Origin of the sequence: Aeromonas sp. SER, assembly GCF_038739615.1 — a bacterium.
GTDB classification, from domain to species: Bacteria; Pseudomonadota; Gammaproteobacteria; order Enterobacterales; family Aeromonadaceae; genus Aeromonas; species Aeromonas jandaei.
Genome location: NZ_JBCGFC010000008.1, coordinates 141,572 through 164,420 on the forward strand (window position 1 = coordinate 141,572; position 22,849 = coordinate 164,420).

A 22,849-nucleotide genomic window follows, 5' to 3' on the forward strand; every position below is an offset into this window, starting at 1 on the left:
GGAGTGAATGGCCGCCATTATGGAGATCTGCAATCAGAATGCTTTGGCAAAATGGCCAAATATTGCATCCTCTAACAGGGTTTATTTGTCTATTTGAACAATCACAAATCGAGATTAAGGCCGAGATAGAGCAAAAATTTGTCGTCTAACTTGTTGAAATTCAATCCGGTTATCTGCTCGATCCGGCTTAGCCGGTAACGCAGGGTATTGGGGTGAATGAACAAGGCTTCGGCACAGCGATGCAGATCACAATCCTGCAAGAAATATTGGCGCAGGGTCTTCTGCAGCGTCCCCTTGCCATCTTCCCGGGCCAGTTTCTGCAGCGGTGTACGCAGCTGATCCGCCTGCCAGGAGTCCGCCAGACTGCCGAGCAGCACCGGCAAGCGGTAATCCTCGAAGAAGTAGACCTGCTTGCGCGGCGCTTGGCGCATGCCACGGCGCAATGTATCGCGCGCCGTCTGGTAGGAGCGTGCCAGCCCGTCGATCCCGGCGAAATAATCCCCCACCCCGATCCGCACCTTGAAGTGGGGGATGCGCGCCAGCAGCTGCTTGATGCGGCTGCGCTCCTGCGCCGATTGCCAGAGGCCGTCGCTGAGCTGGGCCGGTTTTAGCACCACTATCTCGTCGAGACCATTGATGGCCACCAGATTGTCCCGCTCCGGGTTCTCCAGCAGATGTACCAGCTCTCGCAGCCGGGCCGGATCGCTCTCCTCCAGTGCCAGCACCGCCACCACTCGCGGCTGGCCGAGATCGAGCCCGAGGAAACGGGCCGCCTGCTGCAGCTGATCGACCCGCCCCTCGCCGCGGATCAGCTGCAGCACCAACTCCTCCTTGTGGCGCTTGTCCCACTGCAGCTGTTCGGTGAGCGCCGCCTGCTCCAGGATCAGCTCGGCAGTCATTCGCACCAGCTCGGCGTAAGCTCGAACGATGTCCGGATCGCCGGAGATACCGATGACCCCCAGCAACTCCCCCTGATAGGCGATGGGCAGGTTGATGCCGGGACGCACCCCCTTGAGCTCGCGGGCGGTCGCTTCGCTGATCTCCACCACCCGGTTCTCGGTCAGTGCCAGCACGGCCCCCTCGTGACGCTGATGGAGCCGCTCCGGATTGCCGGAGGCAATGATGAGACCGTGTTCATCCATCACGTTGACCGAGAACGAGAGGATCTTCATCGCTCGGCTTACAATCTGGCGCGCCAGGGTATCGTTTAGCTGCATAACATCTCCAAAGAAGGGACTCGGCAACCCGCAGGAAAGCGCCGGCTACGGGGCAAAGATGCCACATCATCAAGACAAGCGAGAGGGGGATCGCTAGAATAGGCCACTTTACCCGATGTGAGCCCGCCATGGAGCAGGATTTGGTGCTGCCGCCACGGCTTCGTGCAGGCCCATCCCCCCGATTTGGAGTGCGCTATGGATTATGAATTTCGCCGCGACCCGTTCGGTGGTTATCGCGCCCGCTTCTCCATGGGCCATGAAGCCATCGGCCAGTGGCTAATCGACGAAGTGGGCAAAGATGAGGAGAAGATCGACGAGCTCTTCACCATCATCGACCAGCTATCCAGTCGGAGTCGCACCGAATATCGGCTCACAGGCGGGGATTACTCCCTGCTGCTGACCCACGAAGAGGCGGAGGTGAAGGCCAACGTCCTCAATATCGAACTGGGTGAGGATCTCGACGATCTCGCCTACTACGATGATGAACAGCTGGCCATGTGCGGGCTGGAAGACTTTGCCCAGGTGCTCACCTCCTGGCGTGCCTTTATCCGCAACGAGGATATGGGCTGATTGACCCCGTTTCGCTTATTCTGGTCGGCCACTGCGGTCGACCATCCAAACCAACAGGATTGACTATGTCTATTTACGATTTTGATGACGAGCTGCCGGAAGACGAGCAGGATCAACCGAAGAAACCCGCCCAACCCAAGAAGAAGGGCAAGCAGGTGCTGAACACTCAGGTCAACCTGAGCCCTCGCGATGCCAGCCGTCTGAACGGCATGCACGTGGAAGCGATCACCACCCTGGATGATGTCAGCCTGCCGAAGAACGTCATCTTCAAGGCTGGCCTGATCGCGTTGGGTGAGCTGGATGCCAACCAGCGCGCCGACATCATCGCCCGCGTCATCGCCGAATCAGGCCGCTAATCGCACCCCTGAATGAACAAAGCCGGAGCCACTGCTCCGGCTTTGTTGTTTCTGACACCCTTACTTGCAGCGAGGCGAGCGGGGCATACTTCTTGGCACCAGCTTGTCGTAATGACCGCTGGCCCGACTCGCCGCCAGAGCCTCGTTGAACCGCTCGATCAGCTCCCGGCCACCGGGCGCCTTGCGCGAGACCATCAGATAGAAGCTGTCGGTCTGGCGAAAATAGGGGAGTGGCTGCAGATAGTTGGGATCGCCGAAGATCTGCATGCTGGCATCGGCAGTAACCGTATCGTTCATCGGCATCAGCTCCACCCGCTTGAGCGCCACCATCTGCAGGCACTGCGCCAGAGAGGCAGGACGGATCAGCTGCAGCGAAAAGCGGGCGATCACTTCGTCAGCATGACTGGTGCTCCAGCCCGCCGGAATGCAGACCCGCAGCCCCTGCCACTTGCCGTCCAGCACCGCATCGCTGCCCTGATAGGTGAACCAGGAGAGGTGATCGATATGGAGCGGGGCGCTGTAGTAGAAGAGCTTGGCCCGTTCGCTCGTCCAGGCGTAGGGGTAGGTGGCCGTCATCAGGCCATTGCGGGTCAGTTCATAACCCCGGTTCCAGGGCAGATAATCTACCTTCACCTCGTCATAACCGGCCTGGCGCAGCAGCGTTGTCACCAGCCGGGTGCTCTCACCGCCATCCGCCAGCTCCTTGCCGCTATAGGGAGCAAACTCCCCGGTCGCCAGCAGCACGGGGGCTGCCTGCAACCAGGTGCACCAACAACAGAACAACCACAGATAGTGCTTCATCACCAACTCCCCCTTCACCCTGTGATGAGTATAGAGAAGGGGCCCGACCACCTGCTGCGCGGTTGTTCTCGCGGCGGCCCCTTGTTAAGGTGGCCGTTTGCCTCGACCAAGGAGATCCAATGTTACCCCTGCCCGATTCGCTTATCTGGGGCGCGCTGGCGCTGGCCGTGCTGTTTGCCCTGCTGCGCCAGCGCCTTCCCGCGTTTGGCCTGCTGGGCCTCTCTCTGCTGCTGGCCCTCTGGCTTGGCCGCATCACGCCGCCTGCGCTGGTCATCACGCTGGCGGGATTGCTGCTAGCGTGGCGCACGCCCACCCTGCCCCCCCGCTGGGCGACCACGGCCAGAGTTGCACTGATTGTCTGGTCGCTTGCGCTGACCCTGCACTTCATACCGGGCTTCAGCAATCTCAAGGTGCTGGACAAGGTGCTCGTCGGCCCCGGCAGCGTGCCGTTCAACATGTACCTCAATCTGGACAAGCCGCTGCTGATCTTCGCACTGCTGCTCGCCTTCCCAACCCTGCTCGGCAAAGGAGGGAGCATTCGCTGGCGTCCTCTGGCTCTGCTGATCCTGCCGCTGGCGGCGCTGTTCGGCATTGCCTGGCAACTGGGAGCACTGCGCCCCGAGGTGGGACTGCCCCACTGGTGGTGGCTGTTTGCCCTCAACAATCTGCTGTTCACCTGTGTGGCGGAAGAGGCGCTGTTTCGCGGCGCGATCCAGCAGGAGCTGGCAAGCCGCAGCAAACCCTGGTTTGCCATTGTGGCCAGCGCCCTGCTGTTTGGCGCCATCCACCTGCCGGGCGGCCCCCTGCTGGCGCTCTTCGCTACCCTTGCGGGCTGCTGTTATGGTCTGGCCTTCCAGCTAAGCGGCCGCCTCAGCATCGCCATCGCAGTGCACTTCGCCTTCAACTTCGCCCATCTGGCGCTCTTCACCTATCCGCTGGCCCACCACTAACGCCTGCAGGCGCCCGACACGGGCGCCTTCTCTCGAAACGCCCTCTCTTCAAGCGTGCTGCCTTGCTCGCTTTACACCTCCACAAAGCTCCAAACAAAACCAATTCATTTACTTGTAACCAAAATGTAAACAAACTGACCTCTGCATTCGCCATAACAGTCACTTTCCATTGCCCTGCCACCAAAAGGATCCTGTGATGCAGAAAACCCTCAGTTATGCCGCCCTGCTGCTGGTCAGCCAGTTCCCGCAACTGGCACTGGCCGATACCGATGTCTATCTCACCAACAACAGCCCTGAACCGCTCCAGATCGACATCCGCCAAAGCGGTACCGGCCAGCTGCAACCCGGCAGTCAGTGGCTTCAGCACCGCACCGAGCTGGGCCCATGGGAGAGTGCCATGGTGCTCAGCTTCAATCGCTATGAGGGGGTCAAGGCGGGCAAGAGCTATCTGTTCGAAACCCGCGTGACTACAGCGAGTGGCGACGTCTATCGGCTCAACCAGCTGATGGAGGGAACCTGGTGGAACACCACCTTGCAGCACGGTGGCGAGACGCCGACCAGCGCATCCGGCTGGCAAAACGACAGGGAGATCCATCGCGTGGCGGGGCCACAAGAGCTGGCCTTTGCCGCCAAATTCACCGGCCGCTACGACGATCTGCACTATATGATCACGCCCCCCCAAAAACGGGAACAGCCGGAACCGGCAGAAAACAGGCTCAAGGTGGCCAGCTACAACATCTGGGCGCTGCCGGTGATCGCCTCCAGCATCGGTGAGCGGCTGGCACTGCTGCCAGAGCATCTCAAGGGCTATGACGCCCTGCTGCTGCAAGAGGTGTTCGATGGCCGCCGCGAGGGCTTTTTGCAGGCACTGGCGAAAGAGTATCCCTACCAGACCAAGGTGCTCGACAAGCCCGGGGTCAACGTCCACGACGGCGGCGTGGTGATCGTCAGCCGCTATCCCATAGTGCGGGAGGCACAACTGGTCTATCCCCAATGCACCGGCACCGACTGCTTCGCCGACAAGGGGGTGATGTACGCCGAGGTGATCAAGGGGGGCAAGGCGTGGCACCTGTTCGCTACCCACACCGCCAGCTTCGACACTGACGAGGCGCGCAAGCTGCGCCAGATCCAGTTCGGCCAGATCCGCGCTCTGGCTGCCAGCCTGAAGATCCCGACCACGGATACCGTCATCTATGGCGGTGACTTCAACGTCAACAAACGCAAGTTTGCCGACGACTACGCCGGCATGCTGGCCAACCTCAATGCCGATGAGCCGACCTACGGCGGCTATACCGAAGCGACCTTCGATCCCAGGATCAACCCCTATGCCGGTGGGCCGCTCTCGGGCGGAGCCAACGTCGAGTATCTGGACTATCTGGTGGTGAGCCGTGAGTACGGCGCCGTACGCCACAACCTCAACACGGTCTGGATCCCGCGCAGCAGCGATGGCAGCCTCTGGCCCGCCAGCAACCTCTCCGATCACTTCCCGGTCAAGGGAGAGATAAGCCGATGAAACGTTACCACGGCTTGCTGGCGTTGACTGTACCGGCACTGTTGCTGTTCAACCTGTTCGGCGAACAAACAACACCAGAGCAGCGGGCTCCGGCCAGCCAGCCGACCCGACCAGCCAAAGTGGCTGCTCAGGTGCCGCTTTCTACGGTCGTCAGCTCGCAGGCCACCACAGCATCGTCTGCTCGCAGCGAACCACTGCCCGCCAGCTGGCGGGCTATGCCGGATGAGCTGAGCCAGCAGCTCGCCAGCGAGGTAAGCGACAGCGATCTGCCGCTGGCCGAGCGGCTTACCAATCAGGAAGGGGCAGAGGCCCGCTGGCTTGGCGAGGGAGAGAGCCTGTATCGGCTGCAGGGGCGCTATGCGCTGGCGCTGGAGGAGCTGGCGCAAGAGAGCGAGCAGTTACCGCTGGCCGAGCGACTGGACGCTCTCAGCCGCTTGCAGGATCAGTGGGCGGCAGATCACCCGGATCTGGCGGGCGAGCTGTTCAACCCGGATGCCCGTTTGCAGCAGGCTCGCCAGCTGTGGGGGGATGAGGAGGTGGCGACGCTGGCTCGCCACTTCCTGCCAGCAGAGCGAGCAGAGGCGACCGTGCAGTTTGCCGCCAACCGCCAGCAACAGCTGGATCAGCGCAGCCGCTATCAGCAGCAGCTCGCAGCGTTGGAACAGCAGCTGGCCGCCGCGCAGGGGGCAATGGCGCCTACCGCGTGGCAGCAGTACCGCGAAGAGCAGCTAAGCCGGTTCAGGCGCGATTTTTTCGCCAACGAACAGAGAGTTAGCGCCGTCCCTTGAACTGCTTGACGCTACGTTTGGCCTGAGTGCGACGATTGGCCTGCTTGTCGCGGGGTGGGCGCTTGCCCGCCCCGCTGGCTGGCTGGTCGGTGACCGGGAAGCCGGCCAGCTCACTTACCGGCAACTCACGTCCGGTAAGGGTGCGGATCGCAGTCAGCATATCGGCTTCACCATGACAGGTGAGCGAGATGGCGAGCCCGCAGCGCCCGGCCCGGGCGGTACGACCGATGCGGTGCACATAGATGGGGGCGCTGGCGGGCAGATCCAGATTGATCACCACCGGCAGAGCCTCCACATGGATGCCGCGCGCCATCAGATCGGTGGCCACCAGCACCCGAACCTTGCCCGCCTTGAAATCGGCGAGAGCCTGCTCGCGCACCGCCTGCTCCTTCTCGCCATGGAGTGCCGCCACCGCGATACCCGTCTTGGCCAGCTTTCTGGCGACGCCGTCGGCATCATCCCGCGCACTGATAAAGACCAGTACCTGCGGCCACGCCTGCTCCTTGAGCAGACTGACGAGCGCTGGCACCTTGCTGCTCTTGTTGACCAGATAGAGCCGCTCTTCGATATCGTCGGCCACGCTGTTGCGGGGATCCGCCTCCACCCGCTCCGGCTCCTTCAGCAGGCTGGCCGCCAACTCCTCAAGCTCGCCCGGCAGGGTGGCAGAGAAGAGCAGGGTCTGACGCCCGACCGGCATGCCGTTCATCAGCCACTGGATATCGGGCCAGAAGCCCATCTCCAGCAGGCGATCAACCTCATCCAGTACCAGAATGCGCAACCCGGCCAGATTCAGCAGTTGCTGACCCAGCAGATCCCGCAATCGCCCCGGCGTCGCCACCAGCAGTTGTGGCCCCTGCGCCAGCTCGGCCTGTTGCAGCTCCTGCGCCACCCCGCCACACAGGGTCACCAGCCGCACGCCCAGCTCATCGGCAAAGCCTTGCAGCGCACCGCTCACCTGTGCGGCCAGCTCGCGGGTCGGCACCAGCACCACCCCCTGCACCTCGGATATGGTGGGATCCAGCCGCTGCAGCAGCGGCAGACCGAACGCCAGCGTCTTGCCACTGCCGGTTCGAGCCAGCGCCAGCAGATCCCGTCCCGCCAGCACGGCAGGGATGGCCAGTTGCTGCACCCGGGTCGGGTGCTTGAGGTCGGTTGGCAGGGCTGCCAGCAGAGCGGGGGCGAGGGCGAGTTCGTTAAAGGTCATGGCGTTACGCAGATATCGGCTGAATGAAGAGGTGGAGGCGAAGTCTAGTGAGCGGGGAGAGAGAAGTAAAACCCAATCCGTTATGGCACGGCAGGGATAGGGGGATGGCTACACTTGTCCTGACCCTATGCAAAGAGTGAGAAGCCATGATCAGACACATCCCCCTCCTGCTGTTGGCTGCCGCCCTGACCGGCAGCCTTACCCTCGGCCTCTCCCGCAGCACGGCGAGTGACACTGCCACCACTCAGGCCAAACCGGTTCGCATCATCAATGCCCACCTTGGCGAGCTACCGGGGCTGATCAATGCCGACAAGACGGGCCCTTTCGTCGATCTGGTGCACGCCATCGACGATCTCAACCCCGATGTGACCATCAAGATCACTATCTATCCCCTCGCGCGGGCCATGGTCGGGGTAATCGCCGGCAAAGCCGATCTCGGACTGCCCGCCATCCGCAATCTCAAGGATGTCGACATGCTGCCCTACCGCTTCAGCACCCGCAGCTTTGGCAAGGTGACCCATGTGATTTACAGCAATACCGCCAATCCGGTCACCACTGACATGGCTTATGGCATAGTTCCCACCAAACGGGATCTGCTGATCGAAGCCGTGCCCGACTATATGCCCTTCCCGGTACAACGTTCGATGAGTATCGAGCAGTCACTGCGCAAGCTCTCTCGGGGTCGCATCGACGCCTTTGTCTGGGCTCAGGAAGAGGCGGATCTCATGCTGAAAAATCTGAAACTGACCAATATTCACCGTGAGTTCTTTGGTGATTTCGAGGATGTTTTCATCATCCAGAAAGGGGGAAACGGGGATGAAATGGACGAATTTTTAAGTCGCGCCATCGAGCAACTCGCCGCCTCCGGCAAACTGGCCGAGATTTACGAGAAAATCCACCGACCCTATGTGGATTGGCAACCATCCCCGCTCGCCAGGGCTGAATCGGTAACCACCAAGCCCTGAACAGGTTCTCTCCCCATAAAAAAATCCCGCCAAGGCGGGATTTTTTACGCTCTGCCTCTTACAGCACGGCCAGCGCGGCGGCGTAATTCGGCTCGTCGGCCACTTCGGCCACCAGCTCGCTGTGCAGCACCTTGTTCTCTTCATCCAGCACCACGATGGCACGGGCAGCCAGACCTACCAGCGGACCGGAGGAGAAGGCCACGCCGTAATCCTGCAGGAAGGCGGCACCACGCAGGGTGGAGAGGGTTACCACCTTGTCCAGCCCTTCGGCGCCGCAGAAGCGGGACTGGGCGAACGGCAGATCGGCGGAGATGCAGAGCACGACTGTGTTGTTCAGAGCGCTGGCCTGCTCGTTGAACTTGCGCACCGAGGTGGCGCAGGTCGGGGTATCGACGCTCGGGAAGATGTTCAGGATCTTGCGCTGACCGGCGAAGCTCGCCAGGGTCAGGTCGGAAAGATCCTTGGCCACCAGAGCGAAAGGCTTGGCCTGCTCACCGGCAAGCGGGAAGTGGCCAGCGACGGAAACCGGGTTGCCTTGCAAAGTGACTGAGTTGCTCATGTGTCATGTCCTTTATTGGTGTTGTAAAAATCAGGCCTCCCAGTATAGGCGTGCCCGGGGTACACAAACACCCGCCAACCACAGGGATATAACGGGAAAAATGGCGGCTCCCCGGCCGAACCATCAACGCGATAAAAAGGGGATTGACCTTGGATATAACACCAAGGTTTACACTCGATTCAGTTATTCAGGATCCCGCAGGGGCGGGTTCCAGCCAAGAGGAACACACCATGAGCAAATCCTGCTGCTCCACCCAGCATGCTGCGGCCCCCATCAAGGCTGTCAGCAAGGCCAGCTCCACCGAGCACCAGCATAACAGTCACTGCTGTGACAATGCCGCGCCGGTCAGCTGCTGTGGCGGCGCCACCTCTCATGATCATCAGGATCTCGAGAAATGCGACTCACCGGGAGATGAAGAGCCCCCCCTAGGCGGCGCGCACTCCCGGAGCTGCTGCACAGCGAATTCATCCCATGACCATGACCATGACCATCATGATCATGACCACGATGCGCAGGCTCCTGTCGAGCCGCTGACCGCACCGGCGCAAGGCAACAGTCGCCACAGCTGGCAGGTGTTGGGGATGGATTGCCCCAGCTGCGCTCGCAAGATCGAGACAGCCGTCAGCCGCGTCAACGGTGTCCAGCAGGCACGCGTGCTGTTTGCCACCGAGAAGCTGGTGGTGGATCTGGCCCCCGGCCTCTCCCCCGATCCCGTCACCGCCGCCGTGCTGGCCGCCGGCTTCCAGCTCAAGGGCGAGAGCAGCGGCAAACAGGAGCCCGGCCGCGAGCGCGGCCCGCTGCAGACCCAGCTCGCCAAATATTGGCAGCCGCTGTCGCTGGCCGGCCTGATGCTGGTGGCGGCCCTGCTGCCGAGTGAAATCGGCCAACCGCTCTTTACCCTGGCCACCCTCTGGGGCCTGTGGCCCATCTCCCGCAAGGCGTGGGCGCTGACCAAGAGCGGCTCCCCCTTTGCCATCGAGACCCTGATGACGGTCGCCGCCGTGGGGGCCCTGTTCCTCGGCGAAACCGCCGAAGCGGCCATGGTGCTGCTGCTGTTCATGCTGGGTGAGCATCTGGAAGCCTACGCCGCTGGTCGCGCCCGGGCCGGGGTCACCGCCCTGATGGCGCTGGTGCCTGACAAGGCGTTGCGGATCCGTACCACTGCCGAGGGCGAGGTGCGCGAAGAGGTCGGCGCCGATGAGCTGCGTCCCGGCGACATTATCGAAATCGCCCCGGGCGCCCGTCTCCCGGCCGATGCCCGCCTGCTCGACCCCCTCGGTGCGTTTGACGAAAGTGCCCTGACCGGTGAATCCATCCCGGTGGAACGCCGCCAGGGTGACAAGGTGCCGGCCGGCAGTCTGGCTGCCGATCGGGTACTGCGTCTTGAGGTGGTATCGGAACCGGGCAACAACGCCATCGACCGCATCCTGCACCTCATCGAGGAGGCCGAGAGCCAGCGCGCCCCTATCGAGCGCTTTATCGACCGCTTCAGCCGCTGGTATACCCCGGCCATGATGCTGGTTGCCCTGCTGGTGGTGCTGGTGCCGCCTCTTGCCTTTGGCCAGAGCTGGGATGAGTGGGTTTATCGTGGGCTGGCGTTGCTGCTGATCGGTTGCCCCTGTGCGTTGGTCATCTCCACCCCGGCAGCGGTTACCTCCGCACTGGCGGCGGCAACCCGGCAGGGGGCCCTGATCAAGGGTGGTGCCGCACTGGAGCGATTGGCCCATATCGATACCGTGGCGTTTGACAAGACCGGCACCCTGACCCTGGGCAAGCCGCAGCTGACCGAGCTGGTGAGCCTCAATGGTCAGAGCAATGGCGAACTGCTGGCGCTGGCTGCCGCCATCGAGCAGGGCTCCCACCACCCGCTGGCCCGTGCCGTGGTGGCCGCTGCCAACGAGCAGGGGCTGGCACAGGTAGAAGCCCGCGATCTGCGTGCCCTGCCGGGCATGGGTGTTGAAGGGCGCATCAACGGCGAGCTGTGGCAACTGCTGGCACCGAGCCGAATAGCTACGCTGAGCAAAGATCAACAGGCCCAGATTGCCATGCTGGAGAAGCAGGGCAAGACGGTGGTCGTGCTCTGCCAGAGCAGCAGCGAACAGGCTCTGCCGGTGGCCCTGCTGGCGCTGCGGGATCAGATCCGGCCGGAAGCGGCAGAGGCGCTGCAAGAGCTCAACCGACTCGGCCTGCAGAGCATCATGCTGACCGGGGACAATCCCCGCGCCGCCGAGGCCATCGCCGGTGAACTCGGGATGGGCTGGCGCGCCGGCCTGTTGCCGGAGGGAAAGGTCGATGAAATTGCCAAGCTCGCCAGCTCGCAGAAAGTCGCGATGATCGGTGATGGCATCAACGATGCCCCGGCCATGAAGCGGGCCAGCATCGGCATCGCCATGGGTGGCGGCACCGATGTGGCACTGGAGACCGCCGATGCGGCGCTGACTCACAACCAGCTCGGCGGTATCGCCGCGATGATCCGCCTCTCCCGCTCGGCGCTAGCCAATATTCACCAGAATATCGCGCTGGCACTGGGACTGAAGGCTATCTTCCTGGTCACCAGTCTGCTCGGCATCACCGGCCTGTGGATTGCGGTGCTGGCCGATACCGGCGCCACCGCACTGGTCACCGCCAACGCCCTGCGCCTGCTGCGCAAGCGTTAAGCCAGCCGATAGCATCCCAGCCAAAAGCCGTCCCCCCACCGGGACGGCTTTTCTTTTTTCCTCCCATTTCTCTCACAGCTCCCCGTAAAAGAAAAAGCGCGCCTGCCGGTCGGCAGTCGCGCTTTGCTTACTCTCTCGGATTATCCCACCCTTGGCGAGGTGGAATTCAACCCGGGGACGCCGAGCCATCCCCCGGGCTCAATGGGTTTGCCTAGGGTGTTGCATCCGCCACGCTGACGCTCAGAGTCGGCTTATCCTTGTCCATGGCGGTAAAGACAAACTTGTAGTTACCCGCCTTGCTCAGGGTCATACCGACGTCACTCCCTCCTTTGCACAGGGTAAGAGGGGCTGAAACGGTCAGCACATCGCTCGGCGCACACTTGCCGTAGTTGGCGATGTTCCAGCTGGCATCGGCGATCTTCAGGGTGGTCTGACCCAATTGGCCATCGGTGACCGGCATGGTCAACCCGTATATGTAGTTGCCATCAAAGCTCATCTGGTTGACCGCATCCCACTGACCCAGGAAACCACGCACAAAAATGCCCGTGTTGCCAAACGGTGGCAGGGTGCTCAGGTCGGTTTTCTTGCCAAGCGGCAGACCCGCCCCCTGCGCACCGGACTGCGGCTTGACGAACACAGCGGCCGACCAGGCCCCCAGCGTCAGGGTGCCGCCACTGACAGCGGCATCGCGGGCGATACTGTTGCCAGCGTGGTGAGCGGAGCTCAGTTGCAGACCGCTCAGGTCGATCGGCTGATCGTTGCCATCACGGAAATCGCCGATGCTCTGGCTCTGGTTGGTGGCGTTGATCATCACCACCAGACCGTCGATGGCCGGATCCAGATCCGCTCCCGCATTGACGCCGTCATCCACCGTCATCACGATGAGGCCGGGCACCTGAGCCGGGCCGGTATTGCGGAAATCGACCCGCTTGATCACCTCGGCCCCGCTTCCGAGACGCAGCAGACGCGATGATTTGCGCAGCTCCGCCAGCTCCTGATAGAAGCCAACCATGGTCTCCATGTCGGTGCCATTTGGCTTGCCGTTGAGCGTCAGCACCTGCTCGATCAGCGGATAGTTGTCGCCATCCTTATCCTTGCGCGGCAACCCTTTGTCGAAGTTGTTGTCGGCCAGGGTGTAGTCGACCTTGTTGTACCAGTCGCCCGAGTCGTAGCTGTCCCGCTCCATGGATTTGGATCGCAGCAGCTCGACACCGGCGTGGGTGAAGGGGATACCCTGCCCCAGCATGGCAGTGGCGAGAGATACCCCCTGCATCCGCACCAGATCGGCGCTGGCAGGCGCCTTGTAGATCAGGTTGTCGAACAGGGTCTGGTTGTCGTGCTTGTCGACATAGTTCTGCACCTCCCCCGGATCCTTGGCATAACCGGCGCTCTGGCCGTTGTAGTCAATCTCGGAGCCCTTCTTCGGCACCCCGTCCTTGTCGGTCAGGACGAAATCCCTGAGGTTGCCCGCCATGCCAAGACGCACCAGATCCGCCAGATGGAGTGCCTGATCCCTGGTCACCTTGCTCGCTTCATTGGGGTAGACAAAGGCACCGTTGCCAAAGCCCTGAGTCTCGCGAATGGTGTCGCCACCGTCGAACGGACTGCCACCGCGTACCGCATCACGCAAGCGGTCGGAGAAGGAGCCGATGCCGGTGCCGCCCAGATGCTTCTGGGTCGCCTGCACGAAACGCTTGTCATCCTGCACTTCGCCGAAGTTCCACCCCTCGCCGTAGAAGTACATATCGGGGTTGACCTTCTTCACCGCGGCCAGCGCCTGCACCATCTGATCTTTCGGGTGGTGGCCCATCAGGTCGAAGCGGAAGGCATCGATCTTGTAGTCACGCGCCCAGGTGACCAGCGAGTCATCCATCAGCTTGGCGAACATGGCGTGCTCCGGCGCCGTGTTGGAACAGCAGGTTGAGTTCTCCACCGAACCGGTCTCCGGATTGAGGCGCTGATAGTACCAGGGCACTATCTTGTCGAGCACCGACTTGGGACCCAGCCCGGATTCGTTGGTGTGGTTGTAGACCACGTCCATCACCACGTTCATGCCGATGTTCTGCTTGATGGCCTTGACCATCTCGCGGAACTCAAGGATGCGCTGGGTACCCTCGGCATTGGTGGCGTAGGAGCCTTCCGGCGTAGTGTAGTGGTAAGGATCATAACCCCAGTTGAAGGAGTCGACGCCGCGCAGATAGCCGGAGAGCTCTTGCACCTGCGGGTTATCCTTGCTGTCGCCCGACTTGAGCGTATCCAGCACCTGGCCGACGGTCTGTCCGCCACCACAGTAAGTGCCAAACTTGGATATTTTCACATCCGGATTGACCTGACAGAGCTTGCTGAAGTCATCGCCGAGATTGGCCACCTTGGCCGGATCCTCGTTGACGGTAGCTATATCGAACACCGGCAGCAGGTGCAGGTGGCTGACGCCGCTCTTGGCCAGCGCCTGCAGGTGCTTGACCGGCGCCGTGTCGGTATCGGCCAAGCCGAGGAACTTGCCGCGATGCTCCACCGGGGTGGAATCATCGTTGCCGGTCAGATCGCGGACATGGGCTTCATAGATGGTGATGTCAGCGGGGTTCTGCTGGCTGTGGGGCGCCTTCAGGCTATCCCACCCTTCCGGCTTGAGGGCCGGATCATCGAGATCCACCACCTGACTGAACTCGGAGTTCATCGCCAGACTCAGGGAGTAGGGGTCGGTCACCTCATAGTGCTCGACCTTGCGGCTCAGCGGGTGGTAAACCTCCATGTCGTAGCGGTAGAACTGGCCGATCAGCTCGCTGCCCCCTTCGTAACTCCAGCTGCCGCTGGCGCTGTCAAAGGTCATCGCCACCTTGCGACGTTTCTTGTGATTGGCATTGTAGAGAGCCAGCTTGACCGACTTGGCAGTCGGCGCCCAGAGGCGGAAGGTCACCCGATTGCCATCTACCACGGCACCATAGCTGAGCTTGGTTGCCTCGGTCGCATAGAGGGCATCAAGGGCGCCGGCGCTCTGTACCAGAGTTGCCCCCTGCAAAATGCCGTCAGCATCGGTACCGATAGCCACCAGCTCCCCCTTGAGCAGCGGCTTGAGATCCTTGCCAGCTGGCAGGGCAAAGGCAGCAGCCTCCTTGAGGTGCGGATATTTGGCCTGCTGCTCGGCGCTCAGAGTGGTAGGAGTCAGTTTGATATAGGGGAAATCAAATACCCCCTTGTTATTCGCTGTGATCTGCCCTGATGCTGCGTAGTAGAGGCGAACATGGGGCTTGTCCTTGCCCCCTTGCCAAATCATGGTGTTGCCATCGATCAGATGAGCGCTGGCCCCCGCCACGCCAAACGCGGCGGTGAAGGCGTCGGCGCGGCTGCCAAACACCTCCTTCTTGCCCGCCACAATAGCCACGGTGCGATCCGGATGATCCTTGAAGATCACCTTCATATCGCTGCCGGTCAGGTTGGCCAGATCGCCGTTGCGAGCGATAAAGTTGATGCAACCTTCCAGCTTGCTGAGCGGCACCACCCAGGCCGGGCCAAAGCTGTCAGCCGCAGCGGGACTTTTGCTCTTGTCATCCCAACCGCTGTTCAGGCCGCTCGCCTCGGTGGCAGAGCAGGCCTCATTGTTCCAGAGATGGAGGCTGTAGCTGGCAAAGGGCCCTTCGGCACTTCTGGCTGCCACGGTCTGGGTATCGACCAGAGCGATCACAGCCTGATTGTTACCGGCCATCAGCAGCTCTTTGGGAGGATCTATCTTGGGCAGGCGAGCGACAGGCTCGGCCGGGGGCTTGGGATTGGAGGGTGATGTATTGTCATGACAGCCAGACAAAAGCGCGAGCAGTGAGGCTGTTGCCAGCGCCACTTTGGTCTTTTTCATATCCATATTTTTATAATTCCCGCTGTGTAGTTAGTCTCGATAATCGAGCACCCGGTCATTGCCAGGTGGTGCCATCTTAATCAGCGAAAATCGTTGCAAATGTGAGCAGGCAGGCAGAAAAGCCAAACTTTTTCAACAAGATAACGTTTTCAGATGGAAACTTGGATCCGGCTCACAGACCCCGCGGCAATTTGGCCTCATATCTGACTAACGGTGGTCACCGGGTCGGGAAAAGCAATTTTCGATCAAGTGGATAGAGAAGGAGCAGGTGATGAAAAGGATTGAGGAACAGGCGCAACGGCTGGACCTGGAGTACCAGGCGATCGGTCAGCTGTTCGACCAGTTTTGCCAGCAGGCTGGCACCCTGGCCGAGCAGTATCACTTCTTCAACTGGCCCGACTATGAGGACTCACCTCCCCTGAGCCGTGCCTTCACTCTGCTGGGAGAGCCCCGCGAGCTGCGGCTGCGCTGCCAGCCCGGCGAGCGCGGTGCCCTCAATGGTCTGCTCCAGGTGGTCGCCGAAGATGGCACCGTCGATGCGAGCCTTGGCTTTGGTGCCGACGGACAGCTGCTGCTGGAGTCCGGCAAACTGCTCGACAACCCGCCGCAACTGCTGCTCAAGCTGCTGCTGGGCGCGGTCTGGCAACACAAGCCGCAGGAGGAGATTACCGGGCAACCGCACTGACATCAGAGAGCCAACGGCACTGAAACAGGGGGGCCCACGGCCCCTCTGTTTGCTCTTATTCGGTCACAATCTCGATGGTGACATGTACCAGCTCTTCATGGATGGCGAGCCGCTCGCGGATCTGGTTGGCCGACAGGGGCTCCATCATCAGCAGGGAGAGCACGCAGGCATACTGCTGCTGCCCCACTCGCCAGACGTGGAGATCACGGATCTCGGTCTGTGGCAGTTCGGCAATAACCTCGCGGATCTCCGCCACCAGCGGGGCATCCATCTCGGCATCCAGCAGCACCCGGCCGGAGTCGCGCAGCAGCCCCCAGGCCCATACAGCGACCAGTCCGGCACCCACTATGCCCATCAGCGGATCGAGCCAGTCAGCGCCCCACAGCATGCCACCCACCAGCGCCAGAATCGCCAGCACCGAGGTGGCTGCATCTGCCAGCACGTGGATGTAGGCGGCGCGCAGGTTGAGATCCTGATGGCCGTGGTGATGATCGTGCGAGTGATCGTGGTCGTGATGATCATCATGGTGACCATGCCCATGGCCGTGATGATGGTGGTGACCGTGATCATCCTTGAGCAGCCAGGCACAGGCAAGGTTCACCAGCAGGCCGACGATGGCGATGACGATGGCCTGCTGGTAGTGGATCGGGCTGGGATCCAGCAGTCGGAATACCGACTCGAACAGCATCATGCCGGCCACCCCCACCAGCAAGAGAGCGCTGGTGAAGCCACCCAGCACCTCGATCTTCCAGGTGCCGAAACTGAATCTGTGGTCACGGGCAAAGTGGCGGGCAGCGCGGTAGGCCAATACCGAGAGACCGAGCGCCAGTGCGTGGGAGCTCATGTGCCAGCCGTCGGCCAACAGCGCCATGGAGTTGTAGAACCAGCCGCCGCCGATCTCCGCCACCATCATGATGACTGTGAGCAGCACGGCCCAGCGGGTCTTCTGTTCGGCCAGCGGATTGCCTTCGTGCACCACGGGTTGGTGGCAGTGGGATGAGGCGAGGGATGACATGAATTTCTCCTGAGAACGACAATGCAATATACTATACCCCAGTATAGTTTTATCGATCGAGAGGATCCTGCATGTCACACACCATCCACGACAAGAAGAAGCTGCTGGCACGGGTGCGCCGCATCAAGGGACAGGCCGGTGCGCTGGAGAGCGCGCTGGAGCAGGAGAGCGAGTGCGCCGCTATTTTGCAGCAGATCGCCGCCATCCGCGGTGCCGTCAACGGCCTGATGCTGGAGGTGCTGGAGGGGCACATGCGCGAACACCTGGGCGCCGAAGAGGCGACCCACGCCGAGCGGCTGGAGGATCTGGATCAGGTAGTGCGGGTCTTGCGATCCTATCTGAAGTAGAGCCGGTGGATGGGGCCGCAAGCGGCCCGCATCACCCCGTTTACGGCTGGGCGGCGTCGGCCCCACAGCCACAGCCCCTTTCAGACTTGAGCCCTCGCCGGCTTTACGCCATGATGACCGCCGATCATTGATCGCCATACCCTGGATTCAATTTCGCAAGGACCCCCCATGTTTGAACACGTCGATGCCTATGCTGGCGACCCCATCCTGACCCTGGTCGAGACCTTCCACAAAGACACCCGCGAGCAGAAGGTGAACCTGGGGATCGGACTCTATTACGATGAGCAGGGCCGCATTCCCCTGTTGCCGTCGGTGCAGCAGGCCGAAGCCCAGCGCGCCGCCGCCCCGGCCCCGCGCCCCTACCAGCCGATGGAAGGCGCCGCAAACTACCGCACCGCGGTGCAGCACCTGCTGTTTGGTGCCGACCATGAAGCGGTCAAGGCGGGACGTATCGCCACCATCCAGACCATCGGCGGCTCAGGCGCGCTGAAGATCGGCGCCGATCTGCTCAAGCGCTACTTCCCGACCTCCGAGGTATGGGTCAGCAATCCGACCTGGGACAACCACAAGGCGATGTTCGAGGGAGCCGGCATCAAGGTGCACGACTACCCCTACTACGATGCGGCCACTGGCGGCGTGCAGTTCGATGCGATGATCGACTGCCTGAGCACCCTGCCGGCCAAGAGCATCGTGCTGCTGCACCCATGCTGCCACAACCCGACCGGGGTGGATCTCTCCCGCGCCCAGTGGGATCGGGTGATCACGCTGGTGGTCGAGAAGAACCTGATCCCCTTTATGGATATCGCCTATCAGGGCTTCGGTGACGGACTGGAAGAGGATGCCTACGCCATCCGCGCCATGGTGGCCGCCGGTGTCAGCTTCTTCGTCAGCAACTCGTTTTCCAAGAACCTCTCCTTCTACGGTGAGCGCTGCGGCGGCCTGTCGGTCATCTGCAAAGATGCCGAAGAGGCGAGCCGGGTGCTGGGCCAGATGAAGGCCACCGTGCGTCGCAACTACTCCAGCCCTCCCACCCACGGTGGCCAGATCACCGCGGCGGTGATGAGCCAGCCCGAGCTGCACGCCATGTGGGTCGATGAGGTGACCGAGATGCGCACCCGCATCAAGGCGATGCGCCAGAAGCTGTTCGAGGTGTTGAGCGCCAAGGTGCCGGGCCGCGATTTCAGCTACTTCATCAACCAGCGCGGCATGTTCAGCTACACCGGCTTCACCCCGGAGCAGGTAGATCGCCTGCGCGAAGAGTTCGCCGTCTATCTGGTACGCTCCGGCCGCATGTGCGTGGCGGGCCTCAACAGCCGCAACGTCGACTATGTAGCCGACGCCATGGCCGCGGTGCTCAAGGGCTAATCCGCGCAAGCCCCGCTTTGGCGGGGCTTTTTGTCTGTTTCATTCGCTTGTGGAGTCTTTATGGATCTGATCGCACTCTCGAGATTGGGCGGTCGCCATCTGGTCACCCTGCACCTGCTGCTCGACAACCAGAGCGTCACCCGCACCGCCGAGCGGCTCTGCACCACCCCCTCTACCGTCAGCAAGACCCTCAACCAGCTGCGTGAACAGCTCGGCGATCAACTGCTCTACCGCCAGGGCAACCAGCTGCTGCTCACCCCCTTTGCCGAACGGCTGGCCCCGACCCTGCACCGACTGCTGAGCGAGCTGAGCGGACTGACCCGCCAGAACGCCTTCGACCCCCTGCAGTGGCAAGGCACCTTGCGGCTGGGATTGCGCGAGAGCGTGATGAGCTGGCCGGTGGGGCCGATCTTGGGACAGCTGATGAGAGAGGTGCCCGGTATGGTGCCGGAGATCCGCAACAAGGATGAGCAGGGGCTGGAGGCGCTGGCGGCGGGCAAGCTCGACTTCGTCATTCTGCCTCACGATCAGAGCCAGCCGCTGCCGCGTCAGCAAGGGCTGGTGTGGGAGACACTCCGGGAGGAGCAGCTGGTCTGCCTGCTGCGTAAGGATCATCCGGCGCTGGCGCAGCCATGGGATCTCGATGCTTACCTGAGCTGGCGCCACATCGCCATCCGCGACAGCGAGCTGGCCAACCCCTTCTTCGAGCAGAGTCTGGCCCAGCAGCAGGTACGTCGCCAGATTGGCGCCACCCTGCCCGATTTTGCCAGCGCCGCGGCCCTGCTACCTCACTGCGATCTCATTCTCACCGCCATCGGTGGCTGGGCGACACGCATGGCCAGCCAGCAGGATCTGGCGATCAGGCCGGTCCCGTTCGATTACGGCAAGGTAAGCCACAGTCTGGTCTGGTATGGCCCGGCCGGCGATGGTTCGGCCCGCCACTGGTTCCGCCAGCGGATCCTGCAACTGGGCCGGGAGTTGACGCCGCCCTGAACCGGGCGGCAGAGCCATCAGGGGCGTTTGGTGTAGATGGGACTGGGGAAGTGGGAGACATTATTGCCCAGCTCGGTAATGCGGGCCGCCCCCTGTTTTTGCACCTGATCGATGCGCAGCACCTGATGCATGGGGATCATGGTGTGGCGGACATCGGCAAATTCGTTTTTGAGCTTCTCGTGGCTGGGGTCGACGATAAGCGCCGTGTGATTGTCCCACACGAAGTCGGCGATCTCGATAAAGCCGAACAGCTGACCCTGATTCACCTCGCGCACATACACTTCGTAGCGCTCGCTGTGGCAAATAAACTGAACCCGATATAACGCCTTGCTTTCACTCATGATTCTTTGTCATTGCGGGGAAGAGGATGACCGATATTCTAGCCGCCCCAATCGCCCCCTCCAATAGACAGAAATCACAGTTGTCCGCTTTGGCGGCGCCGCCTGTCGTATTGTGGCATGACTCCGAAATCAGATTAGCGGCGGAAGAGTCACTGGCCCCAACCCGGCCTCACGCAAACGACTCGCCAGATGTTCCAGCTCGTCACGGGTTGCCTCGGGCCAGCGGATCGCTTCTCCCCTCACCCCGTGGTGGCGAAAACCGTTGAGCCGGATCGGCACAGTGCCGAGCTGGCCCAGAAAATCGGCAAGACCGCGATCGAGCTGCCCCTCTGCATCCAGAAAATCGCTCCTGCCCGGCACATGGAGCAGCCGCAACTCGGCCAGCTTGCCGTGACTTGCCAGCAACCTGAGCGAAGCCAGCACCCGTTCGCGGCCATAGCCAGTCAGGGAGAGGTGTACCGAGTCACGCCACCCCTTGAGGTCGATCATGGCGCCGTCGAGCTGCGGCAGCAGCCGCTGCCAGCCAGTCTCGGCGAGCGAGCCATTGCTGTCGAGCAGACAGCTGAGATGGGCCAGATCCGGCGCCTCCTTGATGGCGCGAAACAGGGCCGCCACGAAAGGAAGCCGGGTGGTCGCCTCACCGCCCGAGACGGTAATGCCGCTCAGCAGGGGGCCGTAGTGGCGCAGCAGGGCCAGCACGTCGGCCACCGTCATGGTAGTGGTTTTGGGATTGGCGCTGCGCGGGCAGGCCTCCAGACAGGCATCGCAATCGGTGCAGAGCGCCTCCTGCCAATTAACCTTGCCCTCGCTCATGGTGAGGGCGCCACTCATGCAGACCGCAAGGCAGTCGCCGCAATCGTCGCACAGCCCGATAGTGTGGGGATTGTGACAACCGGGGCAGCTGAAGTTGCACCCTTGCAGAAACAAGACCAGCAGGTTGCCCGGCCCGTCAACACAGGAAAAAGGCAGCACCCTGCTAACCAGGGCGCTGCGCGTCAGCAGAGCTTCATCCATCGGACTTGGCTCAGTACTGGCTGATGGTCGACTCATTGGCCACCACTCGCGGTGCCCGCTGGCGGATGGCGGTCACTTCACTCGCCTCGGCACCAAGACAGGTGGTCTGCAACCGCGACCCCTCCACTGCGAAGCGGGCCACGTCGCTCTTGCGGATCATGTAGCCGGTCACCCGCACCAGATCGCTGTCGGCCACGTTGGCGGTGAACTCGCGCATGCCGATGGCGAGCGCCCCCTTGCAAAGCTGCAGCAGCGCCTGCGGATTCTGGCGGATGGTGGGATCCAGCGTCAGGATCTCGCTGATCCCCGAGTGGTAGTAGCCGTGGTGCGGCGCCAGCGCCAGCACATGGCTGGCCGGATCCGGCTCCTGCCCGTAGGGAATCCGTACCCCCGGGGTCACCGCCACATCGATGCTGAGGCCGCCCTGTGAGTGCAGCAGAGCGTGCCCACCCCAGGCATGGGCCTGCGGCGTCGTAGTGACATATTCCGAAAGCTGGGCCGAGATGCGATAGCCAAGCTGATTTGCCTCTTCGTCGTGGCCGTAGCGGCCCGGCAGATTCTCCTTATCCATCAGGATGTTGACCGCTTCCGCCATACCGTAGATGCCGAACATGGGGACAAAGCGATCCTCATCCAGCAGCCCCTCCTTGACCAGGAAACTGTCGAAGAAACCGGACTCCTCGTGCAGGAAGGCGGCGCGCACCGCGATCAGCTGGGACGTGAGGCGGCAGTAGTGGGGCAGCAGGCAACCGAGGAAGTCATCGATCCCCTGTGCCTGCTCGGCGACCCGCTTGAGGGAGATGCGCACCAGGGTGTTGGCGCCACCGGCCTGCGGCAGGGAGTTGTAGCAGCTGACGATGCCAAAACCCCGCTGGTCGAAGGTATCGCGATGGATCGGGTAGTTGGCGATGTGCGGCTTGCTGCACTCGGCGATATTCTTCACCGCCAGCAGCAGCAGATCGTCGGGAGTCTGCTCCGGATCGTGGAAGAAGGTGAGGTTGGGGGCCACCTGCTTGAGCTCGTTGTCGATGCGCAGGATCAGGCGGCAGATCCGGTTGTCATCGGGGCCGATGTTGACGTGCATGAAGGCGTCCGGCAGCACCCGGTCCAGATAGATCCAGAACCCTTTCAGCTTGCGGTAGAGAGTCTCGTCATCCAGCTCGCCGACAAAGGGGAGCAGCAGCTGATCGAGCCGTCCCAGCCAGACCGGCATGCCGGTGACGGAAGGAACGTGGTGATAGAGGATGCGCAGGGCATCGAGCGCTTCATCGAAATTTCGCGGCGCTGCCAGCTCCAGCCAGGCTGAGCCCTGGGTCAGGAACTTCTCGTAGTCCGGCAGCACATAGCGCGGCTTGTAGGGGGCGTGGCCCTCGAACATGTCACAGACAAATCCCTGCGCCATCGCCTCGGCCACTGCAGCAGGCAGGTCGGGGTATGGCAGCGCATTCTCGGCGGCCAGCGCCAGCGCGTGGCTCTTCTGGGCGGGAGAGAGATGGGGATCGCGCACGATGCGCTGGCAGGTTTCGGTCAAAGACATGGGAAGCTCCTTCACTGGCTGAGCCCATATCCTCACCTTTTGCAGGCTTTTTTGGAATTGACATTCATAACATGGTGGATGTCCATAAAAGACATCCGAAAGGCGGGATCACATCCGCTATA

General features: G+C 62.0%; 20 protein-coding genes. 11 read left to right on the forward strand and 9 right to left on the reverse strand.

The features are described from left to right. Positions 1-101: 101 nt before the first annotated feature. Entirely contained in the window at positions 102-1,217 is a 1,116-nt protein-coding gene (locus AAHA41_RS13685; RefSeq protein WP_323070460.1) for a sugar diacid recognition domain-containing protein, read from the reverse strand. A 195-nt stretch (positions 1,218-1,412) separates the two neighbouring features. Here AAHA41_RS13685 and AAHA41_RS13690 point away from each other — a divergent pair, with 195 nt between their 5' ends. Further along, positions 1,413-1,787 carry a YacL family protein gene (locus AAHA41_RS13690; protein WP_042031646.1) on the forward strand — a complete coding sequence of 125 codons (375 nt, stop codon included), beginning with the start codon at positions 1,413-1,415 and terminating at the stop codon, positions 1,785-1,787. Positions 1,788-1,852: 65 nt separating this feature from the next. Continuing rightward, on the forward strand, positions 1,853-2,143 hold the full coding sequence (locus AAHA41_RS13695) for a hypothetical protein (RefSeq protein WP_041209062.1): 291 nt from the start codon (positions 1,853-1,855) through the stop codon (positions 2,141-2,143). Between the two features lie 60 nt (positions 2,144-2,203). On the opposite strand, the gene AAHA41_RS13700 is transcribed toward AAHA41_RS13695, so the two are convergent. Beyond that, on the reverse strand, positions 2,204-2,944 hold the full coding sequence (locus AAHA41_RS13700; RefSeq protein WP_043850003.1) for a transporter substrate-binding domain-containing protein: 741 nt from the start codon (positions 2,942-2,944) through the stop codon (positions 2,204-2,206). A 119-nt stretch (positions 2,945-3,063) separates the two neighbouring features. On the opposite strand from AAHA41_RS13700, the gene AAHA41_RS13705 reads away from it, so the two are divergent. The 3 genes from AAHA41_RS13705 to AAHA41_RS13715 all read left to right on the forward strand — a co-directional run bounded on the left by AAHA41_RS13705 (position 3,064) and on the right by AAHA41_RS13715 (position 6,195). Then, positions 3,064-3,894 (forward strand): CPBP family intramembrane glutamic endopeptidase, encoded by an 831-nt coding sequence (locus AAHA41_RS13705; protein ID WP_342697330.1) that lies wholly within the window; start codon positions 3,064-3,066, stop codon positions 3,892-3,894. 196 nt (positions 3,895-4,090) lie between these two features. Then, a complete protein-coding gene (locus AAHA41_RS13710) occupies positions 4,091-5,407 on the forward strand; it encodes a sphingomyelin phosphodiesterase (protein WP_323070125.1) in 1,317 nt (438 codons plus the stop codon). Beyond that, complete coding sequence (locus tag AAHA41_RS13715; RefSeq protein WP_323070127.1) at positions 5,404-6,195, forward strand: hypothetical protein; 792 nt, start codon at positions 5,404-5,406, stop codon at positions 6,193-6,195. The genes AAHA41_RS13710 and AAHA41_RS13715 overlap by 4 nt, the downstream gene beginning before the upstream one ends. Here the strand turns inward: AAHA41_RS13715 and AAHA41_RS13720 are convergent. Then, positions 6,179-7,399 (reverse strand): DEAD/DEAH box helicase, encoded by a 1,221-nt coding sequence (locus AAHA41_RS13720; RefSeq protein ID WP_323070128.1) that lies wholly within the window; start codon positions 7,397-7,399, stop codon positions 6,179-6,181. The two genes, AAHA41_RS13715 and AAHA41_RS13720, sit on opposite strands and share 17 nt — an antisense overlap. A 146-nt stretch (positions 7,400-7,545) precedes the next feature. Here AAHA41_RS13720 and AAHA41_RS13725 point away from each other — a divergent pair, with 146 nt between their 5' ends. Beyond that, positions 7,546-8,364, forward strand: a complete 819-nt coding sequence (locus tag AAHA41_RS13725) for a transporter substrate-binding domain-containing protein (RefSeq protein WP_323070129.1) — start codon at positions 7,546-7,548, stop codon at positions 8,362-8,364. 58 nt (positions 8,365-8,422) lie between these two features. Here the strand turns inward: AAHA41_RS13725 and tpx are convergent, their stop codons facing one another. Further along, positions 8,423-8,923 (reverse strand): thiol peroxidase, encoded by a 501-nt coding sequence (gene tpx / locus AAHA41_RS13730; protein ID WP_041209055.1) that lies wholly within the window; start codon positions 8,921-8,923, stop codon positions 8,423-8,425. Between the two features lie 230 nt (positions 8,924-9,153). On the opposite strand from tpx, the gene AAHA41_RS13735 reads away from it, so the two are divergent. Further along, positions 9,154-11,580 carry a zinc/cadmium/mercury/lead-transporting ATPase gene (locus AAHA41_RS13735; protein WP_323070130.1) on the forward strand — a complete coding sequence of 809 codons (2,427 nt, stop codon included), beginning with the start codon at positions 9,154-9,156 and terminating at the stop codon, positions 11,578-11,580. A 211-nt stretch (positions 11,581-11,791) separates the two neighbouring features. On the opposite strand, the gene pulA is transcribed toward AAHA41_RS13735, so the two are convergent. Further along, positions 11,792-15,436: a pullulanase-type alpha-1,6-glucosidase gene (pulA, locus tag AAHA41_RS13740; protein ID WP_323070131.1), complete on the reverse strand. Its 3,645-nt coding sequence runs from the start codon at positions 15,434-15,436 to the stop codon at positions 11,792-11,794. Between the two features lie 265 nt (positions 15,437-15,701). Here pulA and AAHA41_RS13745 point away from each other — a divergent pair, with 265 nt between their 5' ends. After that, positions 15,702-16,115, forward strand: coding sequence for a hypothetical protein (locus AAHA41_RS13745; RefSeq protein WP_104016002.1), 414 nt, complete (start codon positions 15,702-15,704; stop codon positions 16,113-16,115). Positions 16,116-16,170: 55 nt separating this feature from the next. On the opposite strand, the gene dmeF is transcribed toward AAHA41_RS13745, so the two are convergent. Then, positions 16,171-17,130 (reverse strand): CDF family Co(II)/Ni(II) efflux transporter DmeF, encoded by a 960-nt coding sequence (dmeF, locus tag AAHA41_RS13750; protein WP_323070132.1) that lies wholly within the window; start codon positions 17,128-17,130, stop codon positions 16,171-16,173. Between the two features lie 71 nt (positions 17,131-17,201). Here dmeF and AAHA41_RS13755 point away from each other — a divergent pair, with 71 nt between their 5' ends. The 3 genes from AAHA41_RS13755 to AAHA41_RS13765 all read left to right on the forward strand — a co-directional run bounded on the left by AAHA41_RS13755 (position 17,202) and on the right by AAHA41_RS13765 (position 19,835). Continuing rightward, the gene (locus AAHA41_RS13755) at positions 17,202-17,477 is read left to right on the forward strand and encodes a metal/formaldehyde-sensitive transcriptional repressor (protein WP_033114018.1); all 276 of its coding nucleotides are present in this window, start codon (positions 17,202-17,204) and stop codon (positions 17,475-17,477) included. A 168-nt stretch (positions 17,478-17,645) separates the two neighbouring features. Next, entirely contained in the window at positions 17,646-18,842 is a 1,197-nt protein-coding gene (locus AAHA41_RS13760; RefSeq protein ID WP_323070134.1) for an amino acid aminotransferase, read from the forward strand. 60 nt (positions 18,843-18,902) lie between these two features. Continuing rightward, the gene (locus AAHA41_RS13765; protein WP_255938738.1) at positions 18,903-19,835 is read left to right on the forward strand and encodes a LysR family transcriptional regulator; all 933 of its coding nucleotides are present in this window, start codon (positions 18,903-18,905) and stop codon (positions 19,833-19,835) included. A gap of 17 nt (positions 19,836-19,852) precedes the next feature. On the opposite strand, the gene AAHA41_RS13770 is transcribed toward AAHA41_RS13765, so the two are convergent. From AAHA41_RS13770 to AAHA41_RS13780, 3 genes are all read right to left on the reverse strand, one after another. Further along, a complete protein-coding gene (locus AAHA41_RS13770) occupies positions 19,853-20,176 on the reverse strand; it encodes a DUF1820 family protein (protein ID WP_033114015.1) in 324 nt (107 codons plus the stop codon). Between the two features lie 129 nt (positions 20,177-20,305). Then, positions 20,306-21,190, reverse strand: a complete 885-nt coding sequence (locus AAHA41_RS13775; RefSeq protein ID WP_323070136.1) for a YjjW family glycine radical enzyme activase — start codon at positions 21,188-21,190, stop codon at positions 20,306-20,308. A 10-nt stretch (positions 21,191-21,200) separates the two neighbouring features. Further along, positions 21,201-22,727: a YjjI family glycine radical enzyme gene (locus AAHA41_RS13780; protein WP_323070137.1), complete on the reverse strand. Its 1,527-nt coding sequence runs from the start codon at positions 22,725-22,727 to the stop codon at positions 21,201-21,203. Between the last annotated feature and the right edge of the window lie 122 nt (positions 22,728-22,849).

Bases quoted from the DNA above. Each gene is read 5' to 3' on its own strand.
- AAHA41_RS13770 (WP_033114015.1), bottom strand. From the start codon at position 20,176: ATGAGTGAAAGCAAGGCGTTATATCGGGTTCAGTTTATTTGCCACAGC.
- AAHA41_RS13700 (WP_043850003.1), bottom strand. From the start codon at position 2,944: ATGAAGCACTATCTGTGGTTGTTCTGTTGTTGGTGCACCTGGTTGCAG.
- AAHA41_RS13760 (WP_323070134.1), top strand. From the start codon at position 17,646: ATGTTTGAACACGTCGATGCCTATGCTGGCGACCCCATCCTGACCCTG.
- AAHA41_RS13695 (WP_041209062.1), top strand. From the start codon at position 1,853: ATGTCTATTTACGATTTTGATGACGAGCTGCCGGAAGACGAGCAGGAT.
- AAHA41_RS13705 (WP_342697330.1), top strand. From the start codon at position 3,064: ATGTTACCCCTGCCCGATTCGCTTATCTGGGGCGCGCTGGCGCTGGCC.
- AAHA41_RS13765 (WP_255938738.1), top strand. From the start codon at position 18,903: ATGGATCTGATCGCACTCTCGAGATTGGGCGGTCGCCATCTGGTCACC.
- AAHA41_RS13780 (WP_323070137.1), bottom strand. From the start codon at position 22,727: ATGTCTTTGACCGAAACCTGCCAGCGCATCGTGCGCGATCCCCATCTC.
- AAHA41_RS13735 (WP_323070130.1), top strand. From the start codon at position 9,154: ATGAGCAAATCCTGCTGCTCCACCCAGCATGCTGCGGCCCCCATCAAG.
- AAHA41_RS13690 (WP_042031646.1), top strand. From the start codon at position 1,413: ATGGATTATGAATTTCGCCGCGACCCGTTCGGTGGTTATCGCGCCCGC.
- AAHA41_RS13745 (WP_104016002.1), top strand. From the start codon at position 15,702: ATGAAAAGGATTGAGGAACAGGCGCAACGGCTGGACCTGGAGTACCAG.
- tpx (WP_041209055.1), bottom strand. From the start codon at position 8,923: ATGAGCAACTCAGTCACTTTGCAAGGCAACCCGGTTTCCGTCGCTGGC.
- AAHA41_RS13685 (WP_323070460.1), bottom strand. From the start codon at position 1,217: ATGCAGCTAAACGATACCCTGGCGCGCCAGATTGTAAGCCGAGCGATG.
- dmeF (WP_323070132.1), bottom strand. From the start codon at position 17,130: ATGTCATCCCTCGCCTCATCCCACTGCCACCAACCCGTGGTGCACGAA.
- AAHA41_RS13715 (WP_323070127.1), top strand. From the start codon at position 5,404: ATGAAACGTTACCACGGCTTGCTGGCGTTGACTGTACCGGCACTGTTG.
- AAHA41_RS13725 (WP_323070129.1), top strand. From the start codon at position 7,546: ATGATCAGACACATCCCCCTCCTGCTGTTGGCTGCCGCCCTGACCGGC.
- AAHA41_RS13720 (WP_323070128.1), bottom strand. From the start codon at position 7,399: ATGACCTTTAACGAACTCGCCCTCGCCCCCGCTCTGCTGGCAGCCCTG.
- AAHA41_RS13775 (WP_323070136.1), bottom strand. From the start codon at position 21,190: ATGGATGAAGCTCTGCTGACGCGCAGCGCCCTGGTTAGCAGGGTGCTG.
- AAHA41_RS13710 (WP_323070125.1), top strand. From the start codon at position 4,091: ATGCAGAAAACCCTCAGTTATGCCGCCCTGCTGCTGGTCAGCCAGTTC.
- pulA (WP_323070131.1), bottom strand. From the start codon at position 15,436: ATGGATATGAAAAAGACCAAAGTGGCGCTGGCAACAGCCTCACTGCTC.
- AAHA41_RS13755 (WP_033114018.1), top strand. From the start codon at position 17,202: ATGTCACACACCATCCACGACAAGAAGAAGCTGCTGGCACGGGTGCGC.